Origin of the sequence: Flavobacterium urocaniciphilum, from assembly GCF_900110615.1 — a bacterium.
GTDB classification, from domain to species: Bacteria; Bacteroidota; Bacteroidia; order Flavobacteriales; family Flavobacteriaceae; genus Flavobacterium; species Flavobacterium urocaniciphilum.
In genome coordinates, this window is the sequence record NZ_FOEI01000004.1 from 243,656 (window position 1) to 267,110 (window position 23,455).

Consider the following 23,455-nt stretch of genomic DNA (forward strand, 5'->3'; position numbering starts at 1 on the left):
TGATTACTTAATAATTGTTACCCATTGTCCTTTTGTTCTTACTATGTAATTGTTATCATACATAGCTTCGCACTGTATTCCTGGTAAATAGTATTGACCTAAATAACTGGTGTTCATCAACACTCTAAATGTTCGAGATTCTCCCACTCGTAAAGAGAAATAAAACTGAGTTCTATCGTCACGAATGTCAATATAATCGGCTACGTTTTTACCAAATGAACCAAAATCGGTATGACGAGAATTCATAATTTCAAAACCAGATGGCACAATTTGTGATAAGGCGATGTTGTCCATACTTTCTGTTCCTTGGTTAGAAATAGTGATTTCAGCTACAACTTCTGTTCCTTGTTTTATTTTAGAAACAGCTAAAATTGCTCCAGCTTTAGTAGTGAATTTCACAGTCGCATTTAAGTTTTTCCCCATTACTTTCTCTTTACCAACAGGTAAAATTCCACTATTTAAAACTCGAACATAAATTGGTGCTTTACTATTATTTTTTATAGTTGTTGCATAATTTCCTGCTTTCACATCAAGTTTTCTATCGATAAAAGATTTTGTACTGGTTACCACATTTGATTTTCCACCAAATGAATACGTTGCATTTATTCCAGCCCCTTTGTTTTTAATGGCGAATTTTGAAATCGCATATAAACAATAAGCAGTAGATTGTGTGCTCATATATTTATTAGAAGATAAATCTTTGGCTACTTTGATTGCTTGTTTGAAAGCTTCCGATTTATTATCTAACAACACATATGTTTCTAACAACATTGCTTTATTTCTTTGTTCTGAACCGTAATAACAACTAAACATATCCGCATTTAATTGCGCTGAAACGCCTTTTATTAAATTCATAGCCGCATTTTTCTGACCCGCTAAAGCATACGTTGCCGCTAAACGATACTTAGTTTCGTTAGAAATTGAAGCTGTTTCTCTTAATCTGTTCATAGATGCCATATCTACATTTCCAGATAAAGCTAAAGTATATAAACGATAAGCTTGAGCGAAATCATTTTTCTGTGTTGCATCAAATCGCCATCTTTTTGCTTCAGATTGTTGATAATTTACCCATTTTTGTTTGAACGAAACAGGCAAAATATATCCTTTTTTCTCAGCTTCAAACATAAAATGTCCTGCATAAGAAGTACCCCAATCGTCTGCACTTCCGTTACCTTGCCAATACGACAATCCGCCAGAACTAATTTGAAAATTGCCTAACTTAATAATCGCTGCATTGATATTGTTTTGAATTTGTGCTTTTCGATTCGCATCTATATCTACAATATCAGACAAATACAATTGTGGAAATGCTGCTGAAGTAGTTTGTTCTACGCAACCATGTGGATATTGTATAAGATAACTTAGTCTTCCATTAAAATCTACAGATGGGAAAGATGAAATTTCCAATCTTGATTTATTCGAACCATACACACCAAAAGTATCCCATTTTAATGTTTTAGAGCCATTAGCAGGAATTACTATTTCCACAAAATCTTGCGAAACTGGATTTGGATTTACTACATCCACCTCAACAGTATAAATTGATTTCTCTTTTCCAGAAGTTGATATAAAATTTAGTTTAGCAATTCCTGAAAAATCGGCAACAGCCACATCAAAATACACCACTTTTTCATCTGGATTTTCAAAAGTAACTTGTTGTGTTTTATTCCCAATAACAGAAATTCCATTTGACGCAACTAATTGAACCGAAACATTTTTTATATATTTTTCTGTTGCAAAAATGGTAACTGGCACAGTGATTCTTTCTTTTGAAGAAATTTTTCTAGGAAATGAAACAAGTGTCATTAATGGCTTTTTTACTAAACATGTTTGTTCCACACTTCCGTAAGCGCTTTCATTTGCATTTCCAGCCACCACCATTGCTCGAACCGACCCAATATAATTTGGCAATTTTATTGTGTGTGTTTTAGTTTGACCTTTTTCCAATTTAAATGGACCTAAATGAATCACAACAGGTTTAAATCTATTTGCTTTTTTGGCTTTACCTCCGCCTAAATCTTGATCTCCACCAATACTAAATATCTGATTTATTTTTCCACCATACGCCCCAATTACATCATCATAAATATCCCAAGTTTTTACACCAAGTGCTTGTCGAGAATAAAATTTATCCCAAGCATTAGGAGTTTTGAAATTAGTTAAATCTAACAATCCATCATCCACAATTGCTATGGTATAAGTCATTTCTTTACCGTTTTTCTCACTTACTTTTAAAGTCGTTTTTTGCTCTGGCTTTAAAACCGCAGGTAATACAATTTGCGGATGTAAAACTGTATTTTTATCTATAACTTCAATAGGAATAATTCCATACATACGTATTGGCGTATCATTTAAAGTTGAAGCATGTGGTTTTAGCAATGTAATATGTATATATACATTTGGCGCCATTTCTTTAGTAGCCTCAATAGAAAATTTAGTTTCTCCTTTTTTAGATTCAATCCATTTAGTTTGAATTACTTTCGTTCCATTTTCAATTGACACAAATGCTCTACCGCCTTCACTTGAAGGAAATGAAACATCAATTTCATCACCAACTTCATATTTATCTTTATCTGTTGCAAAAACTAACATATTTGCAGCTGAAGAATCACCTTTTTTCGTTTTTCCAGACCAAACTGGCCAATCTATTATTGTGGTTAAACTCGTTGCGTGTCCGTCGTTATGATCAATAACACGAATTAAATAACGACCCCAATCATTTTCCGGAACGCTAAAAGCTACGCTTCCTTTTCCTGAAGCGTTTGTACTTATTAAGTATCTTTTGTATGGCATTGTAACTTCAGAAGATGTATAACTAGACAAATCATTATCAGATGAATTCCACCACCATTTCCATTCAACCTTAAAAACATGTACTTCTAAATTAGAAACCGCTTTTGGTTCGCCTTTTTCTCCAACAGTAACAATGTCAAATTTATTTACCACATCTGTTTCTAGAGTTCCATATTTATTGGGTTCTGGAGTTTTAATACCTACATATGTACGATAAGGTGATACCGAAGCAGAAACCACATCAGTACTAAAATCGCCACCTGGTTCGTATGCTTTAGTTTGAAGTACCATTTTCAATTTTCCTGGAGCTTGGTTGGTTATTCTTGGTTCAATGGAAACATTTGCTATTCCGTTTTCATTTACTTTTCCAGAAAATACATTTACTTCTTCAGTACCAAATGTTCTCACTTCATCATCAAAATCGAATTTTTCAAAACCTTTAAAAGTAGTTACATCTTGAATGTATTTTGCTTGCATGTCCAATTTTAAATTTTTACCAATTGCACCATGTAACCATGCAACACTAACGTTTGCAGAATTTTTATAATTTGCATATAAAGTTGCGTTTGAAAAACCATTTTTAATTTTTAATCTGTTAGGTTTTATGGTTTCAATTTTAAGACTTTTATAAAAATGCACGCCACCAATTGACACTTTAGCTTCCCAATTTCCAGTAGGATCAGAAGATCGTGTCGCAATTTTAAATTGATAATGATTCAAATCATTATACTTTTTAATCGACTGATAACGTGTTTTTCCTTGTGGATCGGTAATACTTAATTTTATTGGATGGGTTTTTTCCAATTTGCTTTCTAAATCGTTTAACATAAAAGAAACAAACAAAGTATCTCCAGGACGCCAAACACCTCTTTCGGTATAAATAAATCCTTTTAATCCTTTTTGAAGCTCCTCACCACCTACACTAAAATTACTAACTGATAAAGAATGTCCTTCATCTAATTTCACATAAGTGGTATGATTACCTTTGGTTACAATAGCGAAATAGGCATATTTTTTAAGATCGATGTTCGCAATACCATCACTATTAGTTGAAGTTTCTCCCAATTTTTGTTGTTGAAAAGTGAACAATTCTATTTTAGCACTTCCTTCTGGTTCTGTTGTAATGATATTATTAACCGCAAAAGTATAAGCTCCATTTGTTCCTCTTTTTGCAATTACTCCTAAATCTGAAGCGATTACATTAGTGGCTATTTTACTATCATAATAATACGAATCTGAACAAGGGTCTGCACTTTCCATCCAACTATAACTTTCATAATAATAGTCATCATAATAGTCGTCTACAGTTCGAACTTCTTCATCCTCTTCTTCACTTTCTTCTTCATCATCAATTAAATTTGTACTACATTTCAATAACGAATATTTCTTTTTAAATGATAATTCCACTCTATAAATCGCACCAGGTTCAGTTTTAATAATTTTTGATAAATCTAAGGCATATGCATTCCATTTACTATAATTGGTATAGCTATTAGATTTTAAAACAATTTTACTTTTTGAAATAGGTTGTGCAACTTGTCTTAAATTTCTTCCGCCATTTAATTCATTGTCTTGTAAAAATTGCAGCACATTATTTTTATAAATTTGATATACTTTTACATCAACCGCACTTAAATTTACAGCTTCAAAATTTATTTTTAAATTATTTGAACTAGGCAAAACAGTTCCACTTTTAATAAAACGTACACTTGGCTTAGCATCTTCAAAAGTTATTTTTTTCGAAAACCCTTCTTTTAAGCCTTTTTCAATATCATTTTTTATTCCTTGAAAAACTTCTGTTAACAGTTCCCCTTTAAGCGGATGCTCAAAAAACACTTTAAGGACATTACCGGCTGTAGCAAAACGTAAATTAGAAGCCGTTTCAACTTGAACTAACCCACTAAAATCTTGCTCTTTTAAAACTGGATCTGAAAAATTTATTGACAAACTTTGAGTCTCTTTTTGATCTACCCAAGTATTTACAATTTTAAAATTATTTTTTCCAGGAATTTCAACTATTTGATTCCCTTCTTGTTCAATATCTTCTGAACTCCCATTCCATTTGATCTCGATTTCAGAATCTTCATTAAAACGTTGTATACTATCAATTGTAAATCGATATTCGTTTTTTATCGCACCATTTTTAAGGAATTTAACTTTTAAGTCTTTTCCTTTTTGTTCTGCTTTTACTAGCTTATTTAATATATCAAATTCTAAATCATCACTGGAAGTAATAACCCCATTAAGATATTGATATTCTTTACTATATGATTGTAAATCAACAGTATTAATAGCAAAATCTTGCTTAATAGTTTTAATCGTAAAATTAAAATCTTCTAATGCTTCTGGAGTTTCTTTTAGTTTAGATAAATGAAAAGTAACTTGGTATTCAGTATCTTGTTTTAGTTTTTTTTCAGGAACAAAAGCTAAAGTATTGCTTGATAGCGCTATTACTTTCCCACTTACACTTGGACTAATGCTAAATAAATCATCGTCAATTTCTTCATTTGCTTTCCAATTTTTATTTTCAAAAGCTAATACCAGTCGAATGTCACTTTTGGCGGAAACCATTCCGGAACTAAAATTCAAAATATAATTTTTAAACAATTCAAATTTAGAATTAAAGTCTTCTGCTTTTTTTCTACAAGATACTACTACAATCAATATCAGAATCAATTGTAACATTCGTTTTGCTATCATAGCTGTTGGTGGGAATTAGGTTAATTTAACAAGTTTTTTTGTAAAATATTAACATCAAATCACATGCCAAATTTTAACGTTTTTTTTGGAAGAAGCTTGTCATTAATTCGGCACATTCTTTTTCTAAAACTCCAGAAATTACTTCAGTTTTCGGATGAATTTGCGTTCCTAATGCTTTATAACCGCGTTTTTCATCAGAAGCTCCAAAAACAATTTTAGAAATCTGACTCCAATACAAAGCTCCGGCACACATTTGACAAGGCTCCAAAGTAACATATAGCGTACACCCTTTTAAATATTTTCCACCTAAAAAATTTGCCGCACTGGTAATTGCTTGCATTTCAGCATGTGCTGTTACATCATTTAACAACTCGGTTAAGTTATGCGATCTGGCAATAACCTTATTATCAATAACCACCACTGCACCAACCGGGATTTCATCTTTATCAAAAGCCATTTCAGCTTCCTGAAGTGCTTTTTTCATAAAATATTCGTCAGTAAAAATATTTTCCAATTTTGATTTTTTTAATTTGATTTTGCCACGAATTCACGAATTACAAATTTGATTTAAATGTTAAAACTTAAAAAATTCTAATAATTAATCGACTTTGTCTATTCGAATTTTTTAATAAATATTTCAATTCGTGAATTCGTGGCTAATTTAAATATGCATCAACTACTTGTTCGTTATCAAATTTACAAACATTATTGTATTTTTGCAGCAAGAATGGAAAATTTACTTTCACATATAACTACTCCAACTGATTTAAGAAAACTTTCTGAAAATCAGTTACCCCAAGTTGCTAATGAACTTCGAGAGTTTATTATTGATATCGTATCTCAGAAAGAAGGACACTTAGGTGCGAGTTTGGGTGTTATAGAATTAACTGTGGCGTTGCATTATGTGTTTGACACTCCAAATGATTTATTGGTTTGGGATGTTGGGCATCAGGCATATGGGCATAAAATTTTAACTGAAAGACGAGAAATTTTCCATAAATACCGTGAAATGGATGGTATTTCAGGTTTTCCTAAACGTAGTGAAAGTATTTATGATACGTTTGGTGTTGGACATTCTTCTACCTCAATTTCTGCTGCATTAGGAATGGCAATTGCATCTCAAATTAATGGTGATTTAGAAAAACAACATATTGCTGTTATTGGTGACGCATCGATTGCAAGCGGAATGGCTTTTGAAGGCTTGAATCATGCTGGTGTTACAGACGCAAATTTATTGGTAATTCTGAACGACAACGCTATGGGAATCGACCCAAGTGTTGGAGCCTTGAAAGATTATTTAACTGCGGTTAAAGAAGGAAAAAATCCGAAAGAAAACAACATGATTAAGTCGTTGAATTTTGATTATTCTGGACCCATTGACGGACACGATTTACCTAAATTAGTATCGGAATTACAACGCTTAAAAAATATAAAAGGTCCGAAATTTTTACACATCATTACCACAAAAGGAAAGGGATTATCGTATGCTGAAGAAAATCAGTTACAATTTCACGCACCTGGAAAATTTGATAAACTGACTGGTAAAATTTTAAAACCTGAAGTGGAGAATTTAGCACCTAAGTTTCAGGATGTATTTGGACATACAATAGTAGAATTAGCTACAGAAAACAAAAAAATTGTTGGAATAACTCCAGCTATGCCATCAGGAAGTTCTTTAAAATACATGATGGAAGCTTTTCCAGACCGAGCTTTCGATGTTGGAATTGCCGAACAACACGCAGTAACTTTAGCTGCCGGAATGGCTACACAAGGATTGACGGTTTTTTGTAATATTTATTCCACTTTTTTACAACGCGCATACGATCAAGTGATTCATGATGTGGCGATACAAAATTTACCCGTTATTTTTTGTTTAGATCGTGCAGGATTTGTAGGTGAAGATGGCGCAACGCATCATGGTTTATTCGATATTGCCTATATGAATTGCATTCCGAATATGATGATTTACGCTCCTATAAATGAAATTGATTTACGCAATATATTATATACTTCTTCGTTAGGACTAAATCACCCAATTGCAATACGTTATCCAAGAGGAAAAGGTGAAATTGTAGATTGGAAACAACCTTTTTCTAAAATAGAAATCGGAAAAATTCAAACATTACAAAAGGGAAATAAAGTAGCAGTATTATCAACGGGCACCATAGGAAATAATGTTTCAAAAGCTATTTTAAACACTGGAAAATCAGAAAATTACTCTCATTTTCATGTTGGTTGGATCAAACCTTTGGATATTGATAAATTAGAAAGTATTTTTGCCGAGCATTCGACAATAATTACTGTAGAAGAAGGCACATTAAATGGAGGTTTAGGAAGTATTATTAACACTTTTGCAACACAAAATAATTATAAAAATAAAATTATTAATCGCGGTGTTTCGGACGAATTTATTGAACATGGCACTGTAAAACAATTATTTGAATTAACCCAATTAGACATAGAAAGTTTAACCCAATTATTTTTGCATAATAATCATGATTAAAAGAATTTTAATTTTCGCAATATTCATTATTTCAACAAACTCAACATTTTCACAAATTATCAGAACTGAAAAACCAGATTCTATTTCAAATTGGAAAAAGGTAAATAAAGTTGGTTTAGATTTCACACAAATTACATTTATTAATTGGTCTGCCGGAGGAAACAATTCCATTTCTGGATTAGCTAAAGGTCAATTTATTCGAAATTATTTAAACGATAATAAAAAATGGGATAACGAATTGATTGTTCGTTATGGTATTAACAAGCAAGAAAATACGGAGTTAAGAAAAACGGACGATCAAATTAATTTCAACTCTACTTTAGGTTACCGTACAGATACTATTTCAAATTGGTATTATGGAGGAAGATTCAGTTTTTTAACACAATTTGCTAATGGTTACAGCTATCCAAATGTAGACAAAGCCATTTCAAAACCATTTTCACCAGCCTATGTATTTTTAGGTATTGGAGCAGAATATTCTAGAAAAGATTTAGGTTTTAATTTATACTTATCTCCATTAACACAAAAAACAACTTTGGTTTTAGACACTAGATTAGCTAATGAAGGTGCATTTGGAGTAGAAAAAGCTATTTATGATGAAACTGGAACTATTCTTTTAAGAAACGGTAAAAAACAAAGAACAGAATTAGGTGCATTGATTACTTCTCAATGGAAGAGAAAAGTAATGACTAACATCAATTTTGATACAAGAGCTACTTTATACACTGATTATCTAAAAGATTTTGGTAACATTGATATCAATTGGCAATTAGCAGTTGAAATGATTGTAAACAAATACGTAAAAGCTAATATTGGAACGCAATTATTATACGACAACGATATTAAAAACAAACGCGAAGTTGATGGCGTACAAATTACTGAAGGCGCTAGAGTTCAATGGAAACAATTAATTGGAATTGGTTTAGAATATACATTTTAAATAAAAAAAAAGCCTCGAAATTTCGAGGCTTTTTTTTTATTTAAAATTTCAAACTTACTACATAACCTTCATACGTTCGAACATTAAAAACAGTTCCGTCTTCAAAAATTAAATACTGACCTTTAATTCCAACTACTTTTCCTGAAAAATTAGGCGTTTTTTCTAAGTTTAAACTCGCTACTTTTACTGGATATTTCGCTACTGGAAATTCTAAATTATAAAAAGTATCTTTTTCAATAAAATAAGGTTTTGTTTCTTCGGGCAACCATTGTTTCAATTTATCTTTTTCTTCCGATAAATTCACATTAGGCACTTCATTTTTAAGCATTTTTTGCCAATTTGTTTTATCTGCAAAATGATTTTTCAAAGCCACTTCGGCGACTCCTGCTAAATATCTATTCGGAGTTTCTAAAACAGGTAAAGCTTGTACAGCTCCTTGATCAATCCAACGTGTGGGTACTTGCGTATTTCTAGTTACCCCAACTTTTACTTCACTCGACAAGGCTAAATAAACGGTATGCGGTTGTAATTGCACTTTCTTTTCATATTCTAAATCACGATCTTCAATATCTAAATGCGCTTTACTCAATTCTGGATTCATAATCCAATCGGCTGCGGCCGGAATAGTTGAAAAACAATCGTAACAAAATCCTTGTCGCCAAATTTTCTTTGCTTTTTTACAATTTAAACATTGATACCCTTTAAAAGAAATCTCTATTTCCTTATTAATTAATTGATTAACATTAATAAAATTAGAATCGAAAATTAAATAATACTGAATTGGCGAGCCCATTTCGGTTTCCATCTTTGTTAAGGTTCCTTCAAAAGTTGTCATAAAAATTGTAATTGATGTAAAAATTATTATTTTTGGTAAAGTTATAAAAATACAGATACTCAAATGCCATTACCAATAATAAATTCGATTGCTTCATGGATTTTAAAAAAACGAATTCATCAAATTGAATTGTTTGTTAAGTATCCTATTGAAGTTCAGGAAGAACTATTATTTGGTTTATTAAAATCGGCAGAAAATACTGTTTTAGGAAAAAAATACGAGTACAGTTCTATAAAAAACTATCAAACTTTTAACGAAAGAATTCCGGTTTCTACTTATGAAGAATTAGAGCCTTATATTGAACAAACGCGACAAGGAGCTCAAAATATTTTTTGGAATTCGAACATTAAATACTTTGCAAAATCGAGCGGTACAACAAATGCAAAAAGCAAATTCATCCCTGTAAGTTCTGAAGCTTTAGACAATAATCATTATAAAGCCAGTAAGGATTTATTGTGTTTGTATTTGAATAATAATGAAGAATCTCAATTGTTTACAGGTAAAAGTTTACGCTTAGGCGGAAGCAAACAATTATACGAAAACAACAATACTTTTTTTGGAGATTTATCGGCAATTTTGATTGACAACATGCCGATGTGGGCCGAATTTAGTTCCACTCCAAGCAATAAAACTTCATTAATGAGCGATTGGGAAACCAAATTACCTGCAATTATTAATGAAAGTAGTTTAGAAAATGTAACCAGTTTAGCGGGTGTACCAAGTTGGATGATGGTTTTATTAAACAAAGCCTTAGAAGAAAATAAAAAATCGAACATTTTAGAAATTTGGCCAAATGTAGAAGTGTATTTTCATGGTGGTGTAAGTTTTGATCCGTACCGTGAACAATACAAAAAATTATTTCCAAAAGACGATTTTAAGTACTACGAAATTTATAACGCTTCTGAAGGATTTTTCGCTTTACAAGATTTAAATAATTCAAGTGATTTGTTATTAATGTTGGATTATGGTATTTTTTATGAATTCATTCCAATGGATACATTTGGAAGAGAAAATCAGAAAGTTATACCACTACAAGATGTAGAGTTAAATAAAAATTACGCATTAGTAATTACCACAAATTCAGGATTATGGCGTTATTTAATTGGAGATACCATTCGTTTTACATCGTTAAATCCGCATCGAATTAAAGTTACAGGAAGAACCAAACATCATATTAATGTTTTTGGCGAAGAATTAATGGTTGAAAATACCGATTCTGCACTTTCAAAAACTTGTGCTGCTTTAAACTGTGAAATAAAAGATTATACCGTTGCTCCTATTTTTATGCAAGGAAAAGAGAAAGGTGCCCATGAATGGATCATTGAATTTGAAAAACATCCAGAAAGCATTCAGAATTTTGCTGAATTATTAGATAAAAATCTACAAGAAATCAATTCCGATTACGAAGCCAAACGCTTTAACAACATGACACTTAATCCTTTAGTGTTAAATGTTGCAAAAGAAAATCTTTTCTATGATTGGTTGAAAAAAAATAATAAATTAGGTGGTCAACATAAAGTTCCAAGATTGTCAAATGACCGACTTTATTTAGAAGAATTACTGCAATTATAATTTCATCGCATTTCGCGAACACCTCTTAACCTTAATTTTACCTAGAAGACACATTCAGTGTATTTTATCGAGTAAAAAAGGTAATTATCGATTTTAATTTACGATATTTTGTTATAAATCAATATTTGCACCAAATTTTTGAAAATCAATATAAAATTATTGTAAAAATAGTATACTTTTGCCCGCCAAAAGAAATATACAAATCTAAAAATCAGTATGAAACCAAAATTTTTATTGCTTGCATTATTTTCTCTAACATCATTTTTAACATTAGGACAAGAACCTGTAAGAAATGCAAGATTAGATTCAATTCATGACATTATTAACAAAAACGCAAAAGGATTAAGATTTAACTTAAGTGAAGTTAGTGTTAACTCAGAGTTATCAGAAATTGGTTCAACATTCTTCAAAAACAAATTTATCATATTGTCTAACAAAAAAAGAAGACATTATGAAACTACAATAAACGAAGAGACAAAAACTCCAAATCATAACTTATACTGTGTAAATGTAGATAGTACTGGTAATTTATCATTCCCGTTATTATTCTCTTCTGCAATCGATTCTAAAGATAACGAAGGGACAATTGCATTTACTCCAGATGAAAATAAAGTTTTCTTTACACAATCTACTAAAGAAAACCCAAATGTATATAAATTATATACTGCTGATTTAGATGTAAATTCAGATAAATATTGGACTAACATTAAAGAATTAAAATTAATGGATGATCAATTCTCAATTGAAACTCCATTTGTATCTAACGATGGTAAAAAATTATATTTTGCTTCTAACATTCCAGGTGGATATGGTGGATTCGATTTATATGAAGTAGCTATTTTAGATAACGGTTCTTTAGGTGCTCCAATGAATTTAGGTTCAAAAATCAACACAAAAGAAGACGAAAAATTCCCATTCATTTCTGATGATAGCAACTATTTATTTTTCTCATCAAAAGGACATACAAACATGGGTGGATTTGATGTATTTAGATCATCAATTTCAGATGAAGGATACCAAACTGCTTTTAATTTAGGAGGAACATTAAACTCAAGAAAAGATGAATTAGCATTTGTAATGGTTAGCGATAACAAAGGTTATGTATCTTCAGACAAAACAGCAACTGACGGAAATTATGATATTTATAGATATAATTTAAAAATGGCTCCAAACACTGTTTCTAAATTAGCTATTAAAGAAAAAACGACTGGTACAGCTTTACCAAACGCAAAAATCGTGGTTAAAAACGAATTTGGAAAAATTTTAGCTGATGGAAAAACAGATGAAAAAGGAAACATTTCAATCATTTATAACCCTTTAACTATCTATAATGTAACAATTGAAAAAGACGGTTATGAGCCATTTACTAAACAATTAACTTCTGGTGATTTTTATAGTGATACAGCGATTGAATTAAACCAATCGAAACCAGTAGTTACTGAAACTGAAATCGTAATTGAATCTATTTATTTTGATTTCAACAAAGCTTCAATCAAAGAAGAATCAAAATTATCTTTAAATAAAATTACAACAGTATTAAAAGAAAATTCAGAAATGTCAATTTCAATTTTCGCTCATACAGATTCTAAAGGTTCTGATGAATACAACAAAGTACTTTCTGAGAAAAGAGCTAAAGCAACTTATGAATACTTAGTTTCTAAAGGAATCAACAAAAACAGATTGAAATTTGTTGGAATGGGTGAAGCGCAACCAAAAGTTAACTGTACTACTTGTACTCCAGAAGAAGATCAGTTAAACAGAAGAACAGAATTCAAAATAAACAAATAAAATAAACACAACACAACAACAACCCAATTAAAACAAAAAAAATGTCAATTAAAAAAATTATCGCAGTATTAGTAGTAGGTTTAGTATTAACATCATGTTCAAGTAGAGGATGGAGCTGTAAAGCAAGATATGTAAACGCAAAACCAATTGTTACTGAGAAAAAAGCAGCATAAACTGCACAATTAAACAACTGTAAAAAAAGAAAAAAGGCAACCAAATTGGTTGCCTTTTTTTTATTATGATGCTACTTGTAATTTTTGAAGTAGATTTTTATTTAAAGTTTGTTCTGCAAAATCACGTGTAATGTTTAATTCTTTTTCTGTAGAACTAGGTAATTCAAACATAACATCCGTTAAAATTGCTTCACATAAAGAACGTAATCCACGTGCTCCTAATTTGTATTCTAAAGCTTTTTCAACAATAAAATCTAAAGCGCTATCTTCAATTGTAAAATCAACACCATCCATTTCAAATAATTTTTGGTATTGTTTGATTAAAGCATTTTTAGGCTCTGTTAAAATCGCTCTTAACGTTTTTCCATCTAACGGATCCATATGCGATAAAACCGGCATACGACCAATTATTTCTGGAATTAAACCAAACTCTTTAACATCTTTTGGAATAATATATTGCGTTAAGTTAGCTTCATCTACTTTTTCCAATTCTTTAGATGCGCTAAATCCCATTGCTTGACGATTTAATCGTTTAGAAATGATACGCTCAATTCCATCAAAAGCACCACCAGCAATAAACAAAATATTCTGAGTATTTACCTCAACAAATTTTTGATCTGGATGTTTTCTTCCACCTTTTGGCGGAACATTAACAATAGAACCTTCTAACAACTTCAATAAAGCTTGTTGCACGCCTTCTCCTGAAACATCTCTTGTAATAGACGGATTATCACTCTTACGAGCAATTTTATCAATCTCGTCAATGAAAACAATACCTCTTTCTGCTTTAGCTACATCGTAATCAGCTGCTTGTAATAAACGTGTTAAAATACTTTCAACATCTTCACCAACATAACCTGCTTCTGTTAAAATTGTTGCATCCACAATTGCTAAAGGAACGTTTAACATTTTAGCAATAGTTTTTGCTACTAACGTTTTTCCAGTTCCTGTTTGTCCAACAATTAAAATATTACTTTTTTCGATTTCTACATCATCCGTTTGAACCTTTTGCATTAATCGCTTGTAGTGATTGTAAACTGCAACGCTTAATACTTTTTTAGTTTGTTCTTGACCGATTACATAATCATCTAAAAACGCATTTATTTCTTTCGGTTTGCGTAAAATTAAATCGTTAAAAGCCTCAGAATTTAATGTTCCTTTTAGCTCCTCAACAACAATACCATGTGCTTGCTCGATACATCTATCACAAATATGTGAATCAATACCTGCAATTAATAAATTAGTTTCTGGCTTTTTCCTTCCACAAAACGAACATTCTAATACTTCTTTTGCCATTTTTTTTAGTTCACAGTCGCAGTTTTTAGTCGCAGATACAAAACTGTAAACTGAGACTGAAAACTGTCAACTGAATTTATCTTCTTAATACTTCATCAATCATACCATATTCTTTTGCTTCATCAGCAATCATCCAATAATCGCGCTCACTATCTTTATACACTTTATCAAATGGTTGTTTTGAATGCGTTGAAATAATTTGGTACAATTCATCTTTTAATTTCAACATTTCTTTTAAGTTGATTTCCATATCCGTTGCTACACCTTGTGCACCTCCTGATGGCTGGTGAATCATTACTCTCGAATGTGGTAATGCCGAACGTTTTCCTTCAGCACCAGCACATAATAATACCGCTCCCATTGAAGCTGCCATACCAGTACAAATAGTTGCAACATCTGGTTTGATAAATTGCATCGTATCGTAAATACCTAAACCTGCATATACACTTCCACCTGGAGAATTGATATAAATTTGAATATCTTTAGAAGCATCCACACTTTCTAAAAATAATAATTGTGCTTGAATAATATTTGCCATATAATCGTCAACCCCAGTTCCCATGAAGATAATTCTATCCATCATTAATCGAGAAAATACATCTAATTGAGAAATATTTAATTGACGTTCTTCAATAATATATGGTGTTAAACTTCCAACTAATTTATCGTAATACAAGCTATTTACTCCGTGTTTTTTCGTAGCAAATTTTTTAAATTCTTTTCCGTAGTTCATTATAAAATTTAATTTAAACGTTGACTTTTCAAAATATAAAAACGCCAAACCAAAAGATTTGACGTTCAAATATACTAAATTTTATGATTTAATACTAACGATTACATTTCACCGTACATCGCTTTAATAAAATCTTGATAGTTAACTTCTTTTGTTTTAGCTTTTACGTTTTCTTTGAAAAGATTTAACATTTTTGTGCTCATAACCTGATCAGAAATTCTCTTAATTTCATCTTGATTAGATAAAACTCTAGTAACAATTCCATCTACTTCTTCATCCGTTGGATTTAATTGTCCGAATTGAGCCATTTGTTGTTTAATTAAACCAGCTGTAAAGTCTTTCAACTCTTCAAATTTAACTTGTAAATCGTTAGCTACAATAATTTTATTTTCAATTAATTGGTAACGTAAACCTTTTTCAGATTTAGCAAATTCTTCTTCAGCTTGTTCTGCAGTTAATGGGTTTTCACCAACTGTTTGAATCCATTTTTTTAAGAAAGTTGCTGGTAAATCGAATTTTGTAGTTTCAACTAAAGAATCCGTAACATCGTTTAAGAATTTTTGATCTGCTTGTTGTGCAAATTGCAATTCTGCATCTTCTTTAATTTTACCTTTTAAATCTTCAACAGAAGAAACTGCTCCTTCTCCGAATAATTTATCGAATAATTCTTGGTTTAATTCTGCTTTCTCAACAGATTGAATAGCTTCAATTGTAAAGTTTACATCGATATCTAAACCATGAACATCATCATGAGAAACTTTTAAATAATCCATTAATTTGTGGTCGTCATCAAATAAACCTTTTGTGTTTAAAGTAACTACATCACCAACTTTTTTACCAATGAATGATTTAGCTGTTTTCTTATCTTTAAAAATATCTAAAGAAATTAAAGCTGGACTATTAATACCTTTTTCTTCATTTGTAAAAGTACCGTTCATTTCAAAACCATCTTTTACTTCAGTTTCAGTAATTAATTTTCCATATTGTTTTTGAATTCTTTCAACTTGCTCGTTTAATAAAGCATCGTCTGCAACAATTTTATATTGAACTACACTTGTTTTAGCTCCTAAATCAACATTAAATTCTGGCGCTAAACCTAATTCAAATTCGAATGTTAATTTATCTGCATCCCAATCAATGCTTTCAGTTACTTTTGGTAATGGATTTCCTAAGATGTCTAATTTTTCTTCAACTAAGAAATCGTTTAAAGATTTTTGTAATAATTTATTAACTTCTTCCGCTTGAATAGCTTTACCATATTGTTTTTGAATTAAGCTCATAGGAACAGCTCCTTTTCTAAAACCAGGAATTGAAGCATTTTTTCTATAATCTGCTAAAACCTTCTCCACTTTGTCTGCATAATCCTCTTTAGTAATTGCTACTTTTACAACAGCATTTAATGCATCAACTTGTTCTTTTGTAATATTCATTTTAATTGATTTTTTGAAGTATAAAATTTGGGTTGCAAAATTATATAATTTTTACAACCCAAACAAGTTTTTAATTTACTGAATTTCAATTCGATAAATTTTTATTATTCATCTACGAAAATTTTATTCAAAATATACTGACTAATTGAAAGTAAAATACTAAAAACAATAGCCGTTATAAAAGTTGGCACGTTTATTCCGTCAATAAAATAATCGGCCACTTTTACAATAATTGCATTGATAACCAATAAAAACAACCCTAAAGTAAATATGGTTACCGGAATAGTAAACAATACTAATATTGGTTTTAAAAAGGTATTTAAAAAGGATAATGCAACTGCCATAAAGATTGCTGCAGTATAATCTGTGATTTCAATTTTTAAAAAATGTGACAACACAACAATTAAGATTGTTGAAATAATCAATTTAATTAGATAGTTCTTCATTTTGTATGTAATTAATTTAAAATGTAAATATAAAAAAATAGGCACCAAAAATGATGCCTATTTTATATTTAATTTATAAGTCTAAATTAGTTTGTAGGAACAATATTAATTCCAGGGAAATAAGCTGAATTATGAATTGGTAAATTAGCTTTAAATTCTCTATTGATTACTTTAATAATTTCATTAGCAATTATTGCATAACCACGAGCATTTGGATGTACACCATCTAAAGAAAACAATACACCACCTTCTGTAGCAGAACCACTAAAATAGTTAGCTGTATAGAACGAACCACTTTCTGTTCTGATTCCAGTAATTAACTGATTCATAACAGCATTCATATCTGCAACAGCAATAACTGTATAACCAGCAGCAGTATTTTTTGCATTTGCAATAGAAGTAATTGCAGCATTATAAGCAGAAGTTGCAGCAGCTACATTAGCTTTTTCATTAGCAGTTAACACCCATCTGTTAGCCATTGGATACGAAACTCCGTTTTTATTCGCACCAGCCGCAACCATAGCTGCAGTAGCATTTGCGTTGTTAGTACCAATAACAGAAGAAGCAGGTAAAACTACTAAATCTGCTGAAGTAGTTTGACGACATTTTCCGAAAGCCGCACCAAATTCTGCAGCGATAACTGGACCATAAGTTGGTGTTAAAGCACCTGTAATTTGAGCTGTTCTATCTGCAGCATCAACATCAGTAATTAATAACGGATTTGCCGCAGTAGCTGATAAAGCATTTACACGATTTGGCTCTCCATAAGCAGTAAAAATTGCATCTAAATTATTGTACAATGCAGCATTTAATGCATTAATATTTGCACTTCCTCCTAATGCAGTTGGAGATAATGGAGCATATGGTACTGTTGTAAAATAAGGAATTGATGTAACACTTGGAATAGTACAAACTACACCTTTAGTATTTGGATTTTATGTTAAAGTATTGATAATTTGACCATAAACATTTGTAAAAACATTACTATTTGTAATATCATTTCCACCATAAGTAGCTGGATTTAAATTTCCAGTAGTATTATGATCTGCAGCTGCTGTATTACCATTACTAGTTGCCCCACCATTTGTAGCATAAGCTAAAACATCATTAGAACCAATCCAATTCGTAAAGAACGTTGGTGCTTTTGACATTGCATCACCTAAAACTAAAGCTGAAGAAGATGTTGCATGACGAACAAAGTATGGATTTGCAGTACCAACTGCCACACCGGCTAAATCTCCATATCCAGGCGCAATTAAATGAAATGATTTCGCTCCTGGAACACCCATATTATTGAACGCTTTTTGTTGCAATTGAGAAACTTCAATTGTTGGAGCCCCAGCAATATTTTCTGGACGACCTTGTGAAGCATCAATAACTAATCTAGTAGTTGAAATTGGATTTCCTCCTAACATTAATCCTCCTAAATTATTTACGTCATCTTCATATGAAGGTTGTTCAAAAGCACCACCACCTACTAAAGCAAATTGTTGTGCTAATAAATTTGGGTAAGAATTCATTTGACTTCCTTTAGAAACTGTTCCATCCATATATCCAGCAGTAAGCGAGTTACCAATGGCTACATATGAAGAAAAATCAGCTTCACCTGCAGTATAATCTGCATTTACTTCTTTATCGAATTCTGGCTCACAACTAGCAAATCCGATTGCTAATGCTGATAATAATATAAATTTATTTTTCATTTGAATATTTTTTAAATTAGAAACCATAAGTTATACCAATACCTGGAGAGAATACTGTTGATTTGTAAGTACCACCAAAAGAAGTATATCCTGTTGTTGTTAATGGATCATCATAATAATCATAAGAATTATCAGTTTGATCAAAGTGTAAGTATAAGAATGAGAAATCAATTCCTAATTTTTCAGATACTTGATAAGTGAAACCACCAGTATATCCATTAGAATCGTTTCTTGGAGTTTCTGGAGCAAAATATCCATCTTGTACTGGACTTTGGTCATGATACCAACCAGCTCTTACCGTAAATTTTTCAGTAGCTTTATATTGCGCTCCTAAACGGTAAGTACTTGAGTTTTTATAATTTCTTAAGTTATTTGAAACAACTGGTGTAGCATTATCATTATGAATTGTAATATCTAATGATTTATACACACTCCATTTTGTATAGTTGTAATCGAAAGCGAATAACCACTTATCACATGGTTTGTACGAAAGACCTGCTGTAATTTCAGCTGGTAATGGTAAATCTGCATCAAAAGTACCATCTGTAAACGCTGGATTTAAATTTGCAATTGCATTTCTTTCATATTTAGCAGAACCACCTCTTGCTTCCATGATGATTTCTGAACGATAATCTACCCCTAAAGTAATTTCATCCATTGGCTTAAACATAAAACCAACATTATATCCTGTAGCATTAATTCCTTTAGCATCTAACGTTACATTAGAATTTCCTAATAAAGGATTTGGAGTAATATTTCTATTGAAGTTTACACTTCCCATAGCAAAAATTGGTCCTCCACCAATACTGAATTTATCTTCAATTTTGAAAGATACAGTAGGCTGAATAAATATTGCTTGTAATTCGATATTATTTACTAAGTGTGCTCCTTGCCAATTTTTATCCCATTCTACAGATGAACCGTATGGAGTATAAACTGCTAAACCTGCAGAAACCCAATCCGCAATTTTATAAGTTGCATACAAACTAAATGGAGTACCCAAATTATCTGTTGAAGCTTGCCAATTATACTGAGAATTTTGAAATCTTGATTTTGCAAAAAGCGCATTACCACCCACAGATAAATTGAATTTTTTGTCTAAGAACGACATACCTGCAGGGTTAAAAAACGCCACCTCTGCACTATTAACAACTGCTACTCCGGTATGACCCATAGCTAATTGTTTTTGACCTTGGACAGAAACTCTATATCCACCCGCGAACATAGAAAATGAAGCCAACGTCATCAATGATAAAGAAAAAATTTTTCTCATAATTTAATATTAGTTAGTTTTTTTTTAGTTTAATCGTTTATCAAAATTAACACAATTTATGAAAATTGCAATTATTTTAACAAAAATATTATGTGTGCATAGTAATTATTTGACAAAACCTTGAACTTTTTCAAAAAATTCCGATGGATTCTCAGCATGTAGCCAGTGTCCGGCATTAGATACAGTTTCTATAACAGCGTTTGGAAAATGATAATAAATAGTTTCAAAATCGGCATCTAAAATATAATCCGATTTATCTCCACGGAGAAAAAGTACAGCTCCATTAAACGTATTTTCAAAAGGAAGTTGTTTACCAATTTCTTCAATCTTTTCATTAAAAATTTTTAGATTGAATCGAAACCCTAATTGACCAGGTTCTACCCAATATAAATTTTTCAATAAAAATTGTTTGGTACCAAAATCGGTTATATAAGTCGATATAATTTCATCTACTTCTGCCCTACTTGGTTTTTGAGAAAAGTCAATTGCATTTAACGCCGCCAATATACTTTGGTGATGTGGCGCATAATACTTCGGACCAATATCAGCAACTATTAAATTAGAAATTAGTTCAGGATATGTTGTTGCAAAAAGCATGGCAATTTTTCCACCCATTGAATGCCCCAGAAGTGTTATATTCTGCAATTGATGAAAATCCACATATTCTTTTACATCTTGAACCATCACATCATAACTAAATTCATCCGAATGAAAACTTTTTCCATGATTTCGCATATCTAAAGCATGGACTTCAAAACCCAATTGTGCAAATTGATTGGCAAGTGTTTTCCAATTGTCCGACATTCCTAAAAAGCCATGAATAATTAAAAATGGCGTTCCATTTCCTTCAATTTTAGAATACAACATGTTATTTCTTATTTCAATTTTCTTAAATACATATTTACCACATTTTCAAAACCTAAGTATAACGATTCTGAAACTAAAGCATGTCCAATAGAGACTTCTAATAAATTTGGAATATTATCTTTAAAAAATTTAATATTATCTAAACTTAAATCGTGACCAGCATTTATACCTAATCCTAACTCATTCGCTAAAACGGCACATTTTGTAAAAGGTTCGATAGCTTTTAGATTTCCTAAACCGTATTGATGTGCAAAAGTTTCGGTATACAATTCGATACGATCTGTTCCAGTTTCTTTAGCTCCTTCAATCATAGCTTCAATAGGATCCACAAAAATAGAAACACGAATATTATTACGTTTAAATTCAGAAACCACTTCAGTTAAATACTCTTTATATTTAATAGTATCCCAACCCGCATTCGATGTTAAAGCTCCAATTGCATCTGGAACAAGCGTTACCTGATCGGGTTTACATTCCAAAACCAAATCAATAAAATTATGTTGTGGATTTCCTTCAATATTGTATTCGGTATACACAATATCTTTTAAATCACGCGCATCTTGATAGGTAATATGGCGTTCATCTGGACGTGGATGTATTGTAATTCCATTCGCTCCAAATTTTTGAATATCTTTTGCAACTTGCAATAAATTAGGCACATTTCCACCTCTAGCATTTCTTAAAGTGGCTATTTTATTTATATTAACGGATAATTTTGTCATAATTACTTTTATTTGTACAAAAATAGCAAACAAAAAGACACTATTTTGTATTTTTTACTTAATTTGCATTAGTTTTCACAGCACATTTATGGATAATATTACCGATTTTATAAACAACCAAGTTAAACCCCTTCAAGTTAACAACTCCGTTGACGAGGCTACAACTATTTTTTCAGATCTAAATTATACGCATTTTCCCGTTTTAGAAAATGAAGTTTTTATTGGATCCATTTCAGAAGAAGAAGTTTATATTTATCCAAATTCCGATTTAATAAATGATCACAAACTAAATTTACATCGCTTTTTTGTGAGAGAAAACATGAATTGGTTCGATGTGTTTGAAGAGTTTTCAAAAAACCACACTAATTTATTACCCATTTTAAATGAAAAAAATCAATATATCGGATTTTACGAATTAGACGATGTATTGCATTTTTTAAATGAAACTACTTTTATTAAAGAAAATGGAGGAATTGTAGTTATAGAAAAAGAATCTACAGAATATACTTTTAGTCAAATTTGCCAAATTGTTGAAAGCAATGAAGCAAAAGTTTTGGGTGCATTTATCTCAAATGTAACTGCCAACACTACTCAAATTACCTTAAAAATTTCGCAACATAATTTCAACGAAATCATTCAAACGTTTCGAAGATACAATTACACTATTTTATCTGAACACCAAGAAGATTCATATTTAGCGGGTTTAAAAGAACGCTCAGATTATTTAGACAAATATTTAAACATTTAAAAAATGAAAATAGCAATATTTGGTCAATATTATCAAAACAACACCCATTCAATTGTTGAAAAGGTTGTCGCTTTTTTAGAACAAAAAAATATTGAAATCTGTTTCTATTCGATATTCTATGATAAATTAATAGAAAACAATATCGACTTACATCGCTTTAAAAAATTTGATACTCACGAATGTTTAAAAGAAAATTTTAATTTTTTAATCAGTATTGGTGGCGATGGAACTATTTTACGCGCTGCAACTTTTGTACGTGATTCAAACATACCAATTATTGGAATAAATGCAGGACGACTTGGGTTTTTAGCAACCGTTCAAGAAGAAAACATTGAAAAGTTATTGCACCGAGTTTTAGTCAATGATTTTTCAATTTCAAAAAGAACTTTAGTCAGTTTAAATTCACATCCAGAAAATAAAGATTTAGAAGATATCAATTTTGCATTGAACGAAATTACCGTTTCGAGAAAAGATACTACTTCGATGATTACTATAGAAACCTTTGCCAACAACGAATATTTAAATTCTTATTGGGCAGACGGATTAATCATTTCTACTCCAACTGGCTCAACTGGTTATTCTTTAAGTTGTGGTGGCCCAGTTATCATGCCAACAGCAAATTGTTTAATAATTACACCGATTGCGCCTCATAATTTAACAGCTCGACCATTAGTAATTCCAGACGATTTAGAAATTACTTTAAAAGTAACAGGAAGAGAAGAACAATATTTAGTATCATTAGATTCAAGAATTACTTCAGTTTCTAACGAAACAACTTTAACAATTAAAAAAACCAATTTCCACATATTAATTGTAGAATTTCCTGAAGAAGGTTTCTTAAGAACCATCCGCAAAAAATTATTGTGGGGAGAAGACAAAAGGAATTAACACACGAATTTTCATTTTTTTACGTTATTAAACCAAGATTTAATC

General features: G+C 31.0%; 19 protein-coding genes. 7 read left to right on the forward strand and 12 right to left on the reverse strand.

The window, feature by feature from the left end:
- Positions 1-3: 3 nt before the first annotated feature.
- Entirely contained in the window at positions 4-5,493 is a 5,490-nt protein-coding gene (locus BMY86_RS09250) for an alpha-2-macroglobulin family protein (protein ID WP_091468055.1), read from the reverse strand.
- Positions 5,494-5,566: 73 nt separating this feature from the next.
- Positions 5,567-6,007: a nucleoside deaminase gene (locus BMY86_RS09255; protein ID WP_091468058.1), complete on the reverse strand. Its 441-nt coding sequence runs from the start codon at positions 6,005-6,007 to the stop codon at positions 5,567-5,569.
- 213 nt (positions 6,008-6,220) lie between these two features.
- On the opposite strand from BMY86_RS09255, the gene BMY86_RS09260 reads away from it, so the two are divergent.
- Positions 6,221-7,996, forward strand: coding sequence for a 1-deoxy-D-xylulose-5-phosphate synthase (locus tag BMY86_RS09260; protein WP_091468154.1), 1,776 nt, complete (start codon positions 6,221-6,223; stop codon positions 7,994-7,996).
- The gene (locus BMY86_RS09265) at positions 7,989-8,936 is read left to right on the forward strand and encodes a DUF3078 domain-containing protein (protein WP_091468061.1); all 948 of its coding nucleotides are present in this window, start codon (positions 7,989-7,991) and stop codon (positions 8,934-8,936) included. Before BMY86_RS09260 ends, BMY86_RS09265 begins: the two co-directional genes overlap by 8 nt.
- A gap of 40 nt (positions 8,937-8,976) precedes the next feature.
- Here BMY86_RS09265 and BMY86_RS09270 read toward each other — a convergent pair whose 3' ends face one another.
- Positions 8,977-9,771 carry a DUF2797 domain-containing protein gene (locus BMY86_RS09270; protein WP_091468064.1) on the reverse strand — a complete coding sequence of 265 codons (795 nt, stop codon included), beginning with the start codon at positions 9,769-9,771 and terminating at the stop codon, positions 8,977-8,979.
- Between the two features lie 63 nt (positions 9,772-9,834).
- Between BMY86_RS09270 and BMY86_RS09275 the strand changes: the two genes are divergently transcribed.
- From BMY86_RS09275 to BMY86_RS13210, 3 genes are all read left to right on the forward strand, one after another.
- The gene (locus tag BMY86_RS09275; protein ID WP_091468067.1) at positions 9,835-11,343 is read left to right on the forward strand and encodes a GH3 auxin-responsive promoter family protein; all 1,509 of its coding nucleotides are present in this window, start codon (positions 9,835-9,837) and stop codon (positions 11,341-11,343) included.
- Positions 11,344-11,559: 216 nt separating this feature from the next.
- Positions 11,560-13,131, forward strand: coding sequence for an OmpA family protein (locus tag BMY86_RS09280; RefSeq protein ID WP_091468071.1), 1,572 nt, complete (start codon positions 11,560-11,562; stop codon positions 13,129-13,131).
- A gap of 41 nt (positions 13,132-13,172) precedes the next feature.
- On the forward strand, positions 13,173-13,304 hold the full coding sequence (locus BMY86_RS13210; protein ID WP_262487561.1) for a hypothetical protein: 132 nt from the start codon (positions 13,173-13,175) through the stop codon (positions 13,302-13,304).
- Between the two features lie 63 nt (positions 13,305-13,367).
- Here BMY86_RS13210 and clpX read toward each other — a convergent pair whose 3' ends face one another.
- The 9 genes from clpX to BMY86_RS09325 form a co-directional block, all read right to left on the reverse strand.
- Positions 13,368-14,600, reverse strand: a complete 1,233-nt coding sequence (gene clpX / locus BMY86_RS09290; RefSeq protein WP_091468078.1) for an ATP-dependent Clp protease ATP-binding subunit ClpX — start codon at positions 14,598-14,600, stop codon at positions 13,368-13,370.
- Positions 14,601-14,676: 76 nt separating this feature from the next.
- The gene (clpP, locus tag BMY86_RS09295) at positions 14,677-15,333 is read right to left on the reverse strand and encodes an ATP-dependent Clp endopeptidase proteolytic subunit ClpP (protein ID WP_091468081.1); all 657 of its coding nucleotides are present in this window, start codon (positions 15,331-15,333) and stop codon (positions 14,677-14,679) included.
- A 101-nt stretch (positions 15,334-15,434) separates the two neighbouring features.
- On the reverse strand, positions 15,435-16,763 hold the full coding sequence (tig, locus tag BMY86_RS09300; protein ID WP_091468083.1) for a trigger factor: 1,329 nt from the start codon (positions 16,761-16,763) through the stop codon (positions 15,435-15,437).
- Between the two features lie 104 nt (positions 16,764-16,867).
- On the reverse strand, positions 16,868-17,209 hold the full coding sequence (locus BMY86_RS09305; RefSeq protein WP_091468087.1) for a phage holin family protein: 342 nt from the start codon (positions 17,207-17,209) through the stop codon (positions 16,868-16,870).
- A gap of 86 nt (positions 17,210-17,295) precedes the next feature.
- Positions 17,296-18,009: a hypothetical protein gene (locus BMY86_RS13170; RefSeq protein ID WP_245745636.1), complete on the reverse strand. Its 714-nt coding sequence runs from the start codon at positions 18,007-18,009 to the stop codon at positions 17,296-17,298.
- A 135-nt stretch (positions 18,010-18,144) separates the two neighbouring features.
- Positions 18,145-18,912, reverse strand: a complete 768-nt coding sequence (locus BMY86_RS13175) for a hypothetical protein (protein ID WP_245745638.1) — start codon at positions 18,910-18,912, stop codon at positions 18,145-18,147.
- A 16-nt stretch (positions 18,913-18,928) separates the two neighbouring features.
- Entirely contained in the window at positions 18,929-20,185 is a 1,257-nt protein-coding gene (locus BMY86_RS09315; protein ID WP_177177157.1) for an OmpP1/FadL family transporter, read from the reverse strand.
- 105 nt (positions 20,186-20,290) lie between these two features.
- A complete protein-coding gene (locus BMY86_RS09320; protein WP_091468093.1) occupies positions 20,291-21,052 on the reverse strand; it encodes an alpha/beta fold hydrolase in 762 nt (253 codons plus the stop codon).
- A gap of 8 nt (positions 21,053-21,060) precedes the next feature.
- A complete protein-coding gene (locus BMY86_RS09325; protein ID WP_091468096.1) occupies positions 21,061-21,774 on the reverse strand; it encodes a pyridoxine 5'-phosphate synthase in 714 nt (237 codons plus the stop codon).
- An 88-nt stretch (positions 21,775-21,862) separates the two neighbouring features.
- Between BMY86_RS09325 and BMY86_RS09330 the strand changes: the two genes are divergently transcribed.
- Together BMY86_RS09330 and BMY86_RS09335 are read left to right on the forward strand one after the other, a co-directional pair.
- On the forward strand, positions 21,863-22,522 hold the full coding sequence (locus BMY86_RS09330) for a CBS domain-containing protein (RefSeq protein ID WP_091468099.1): 660 nt from the start codon (positions 21,863-21,865) through the stop codon (positions 22,520-22,522).
- 3 nt (positions 22,523-22,525) lie between these two features.
- Positions 22,526-23,410, forward strand: coding sequence for an NAD kinase (locus tag BMY86_RS09335; RefSeq protein WP_091468102.1), 885 nt, complete (start codon positions 22,526-22,528; stop codon positions 23,408-23,410).
- Positions 23,411-23,455: the final 45 nt, after the last annotated feature.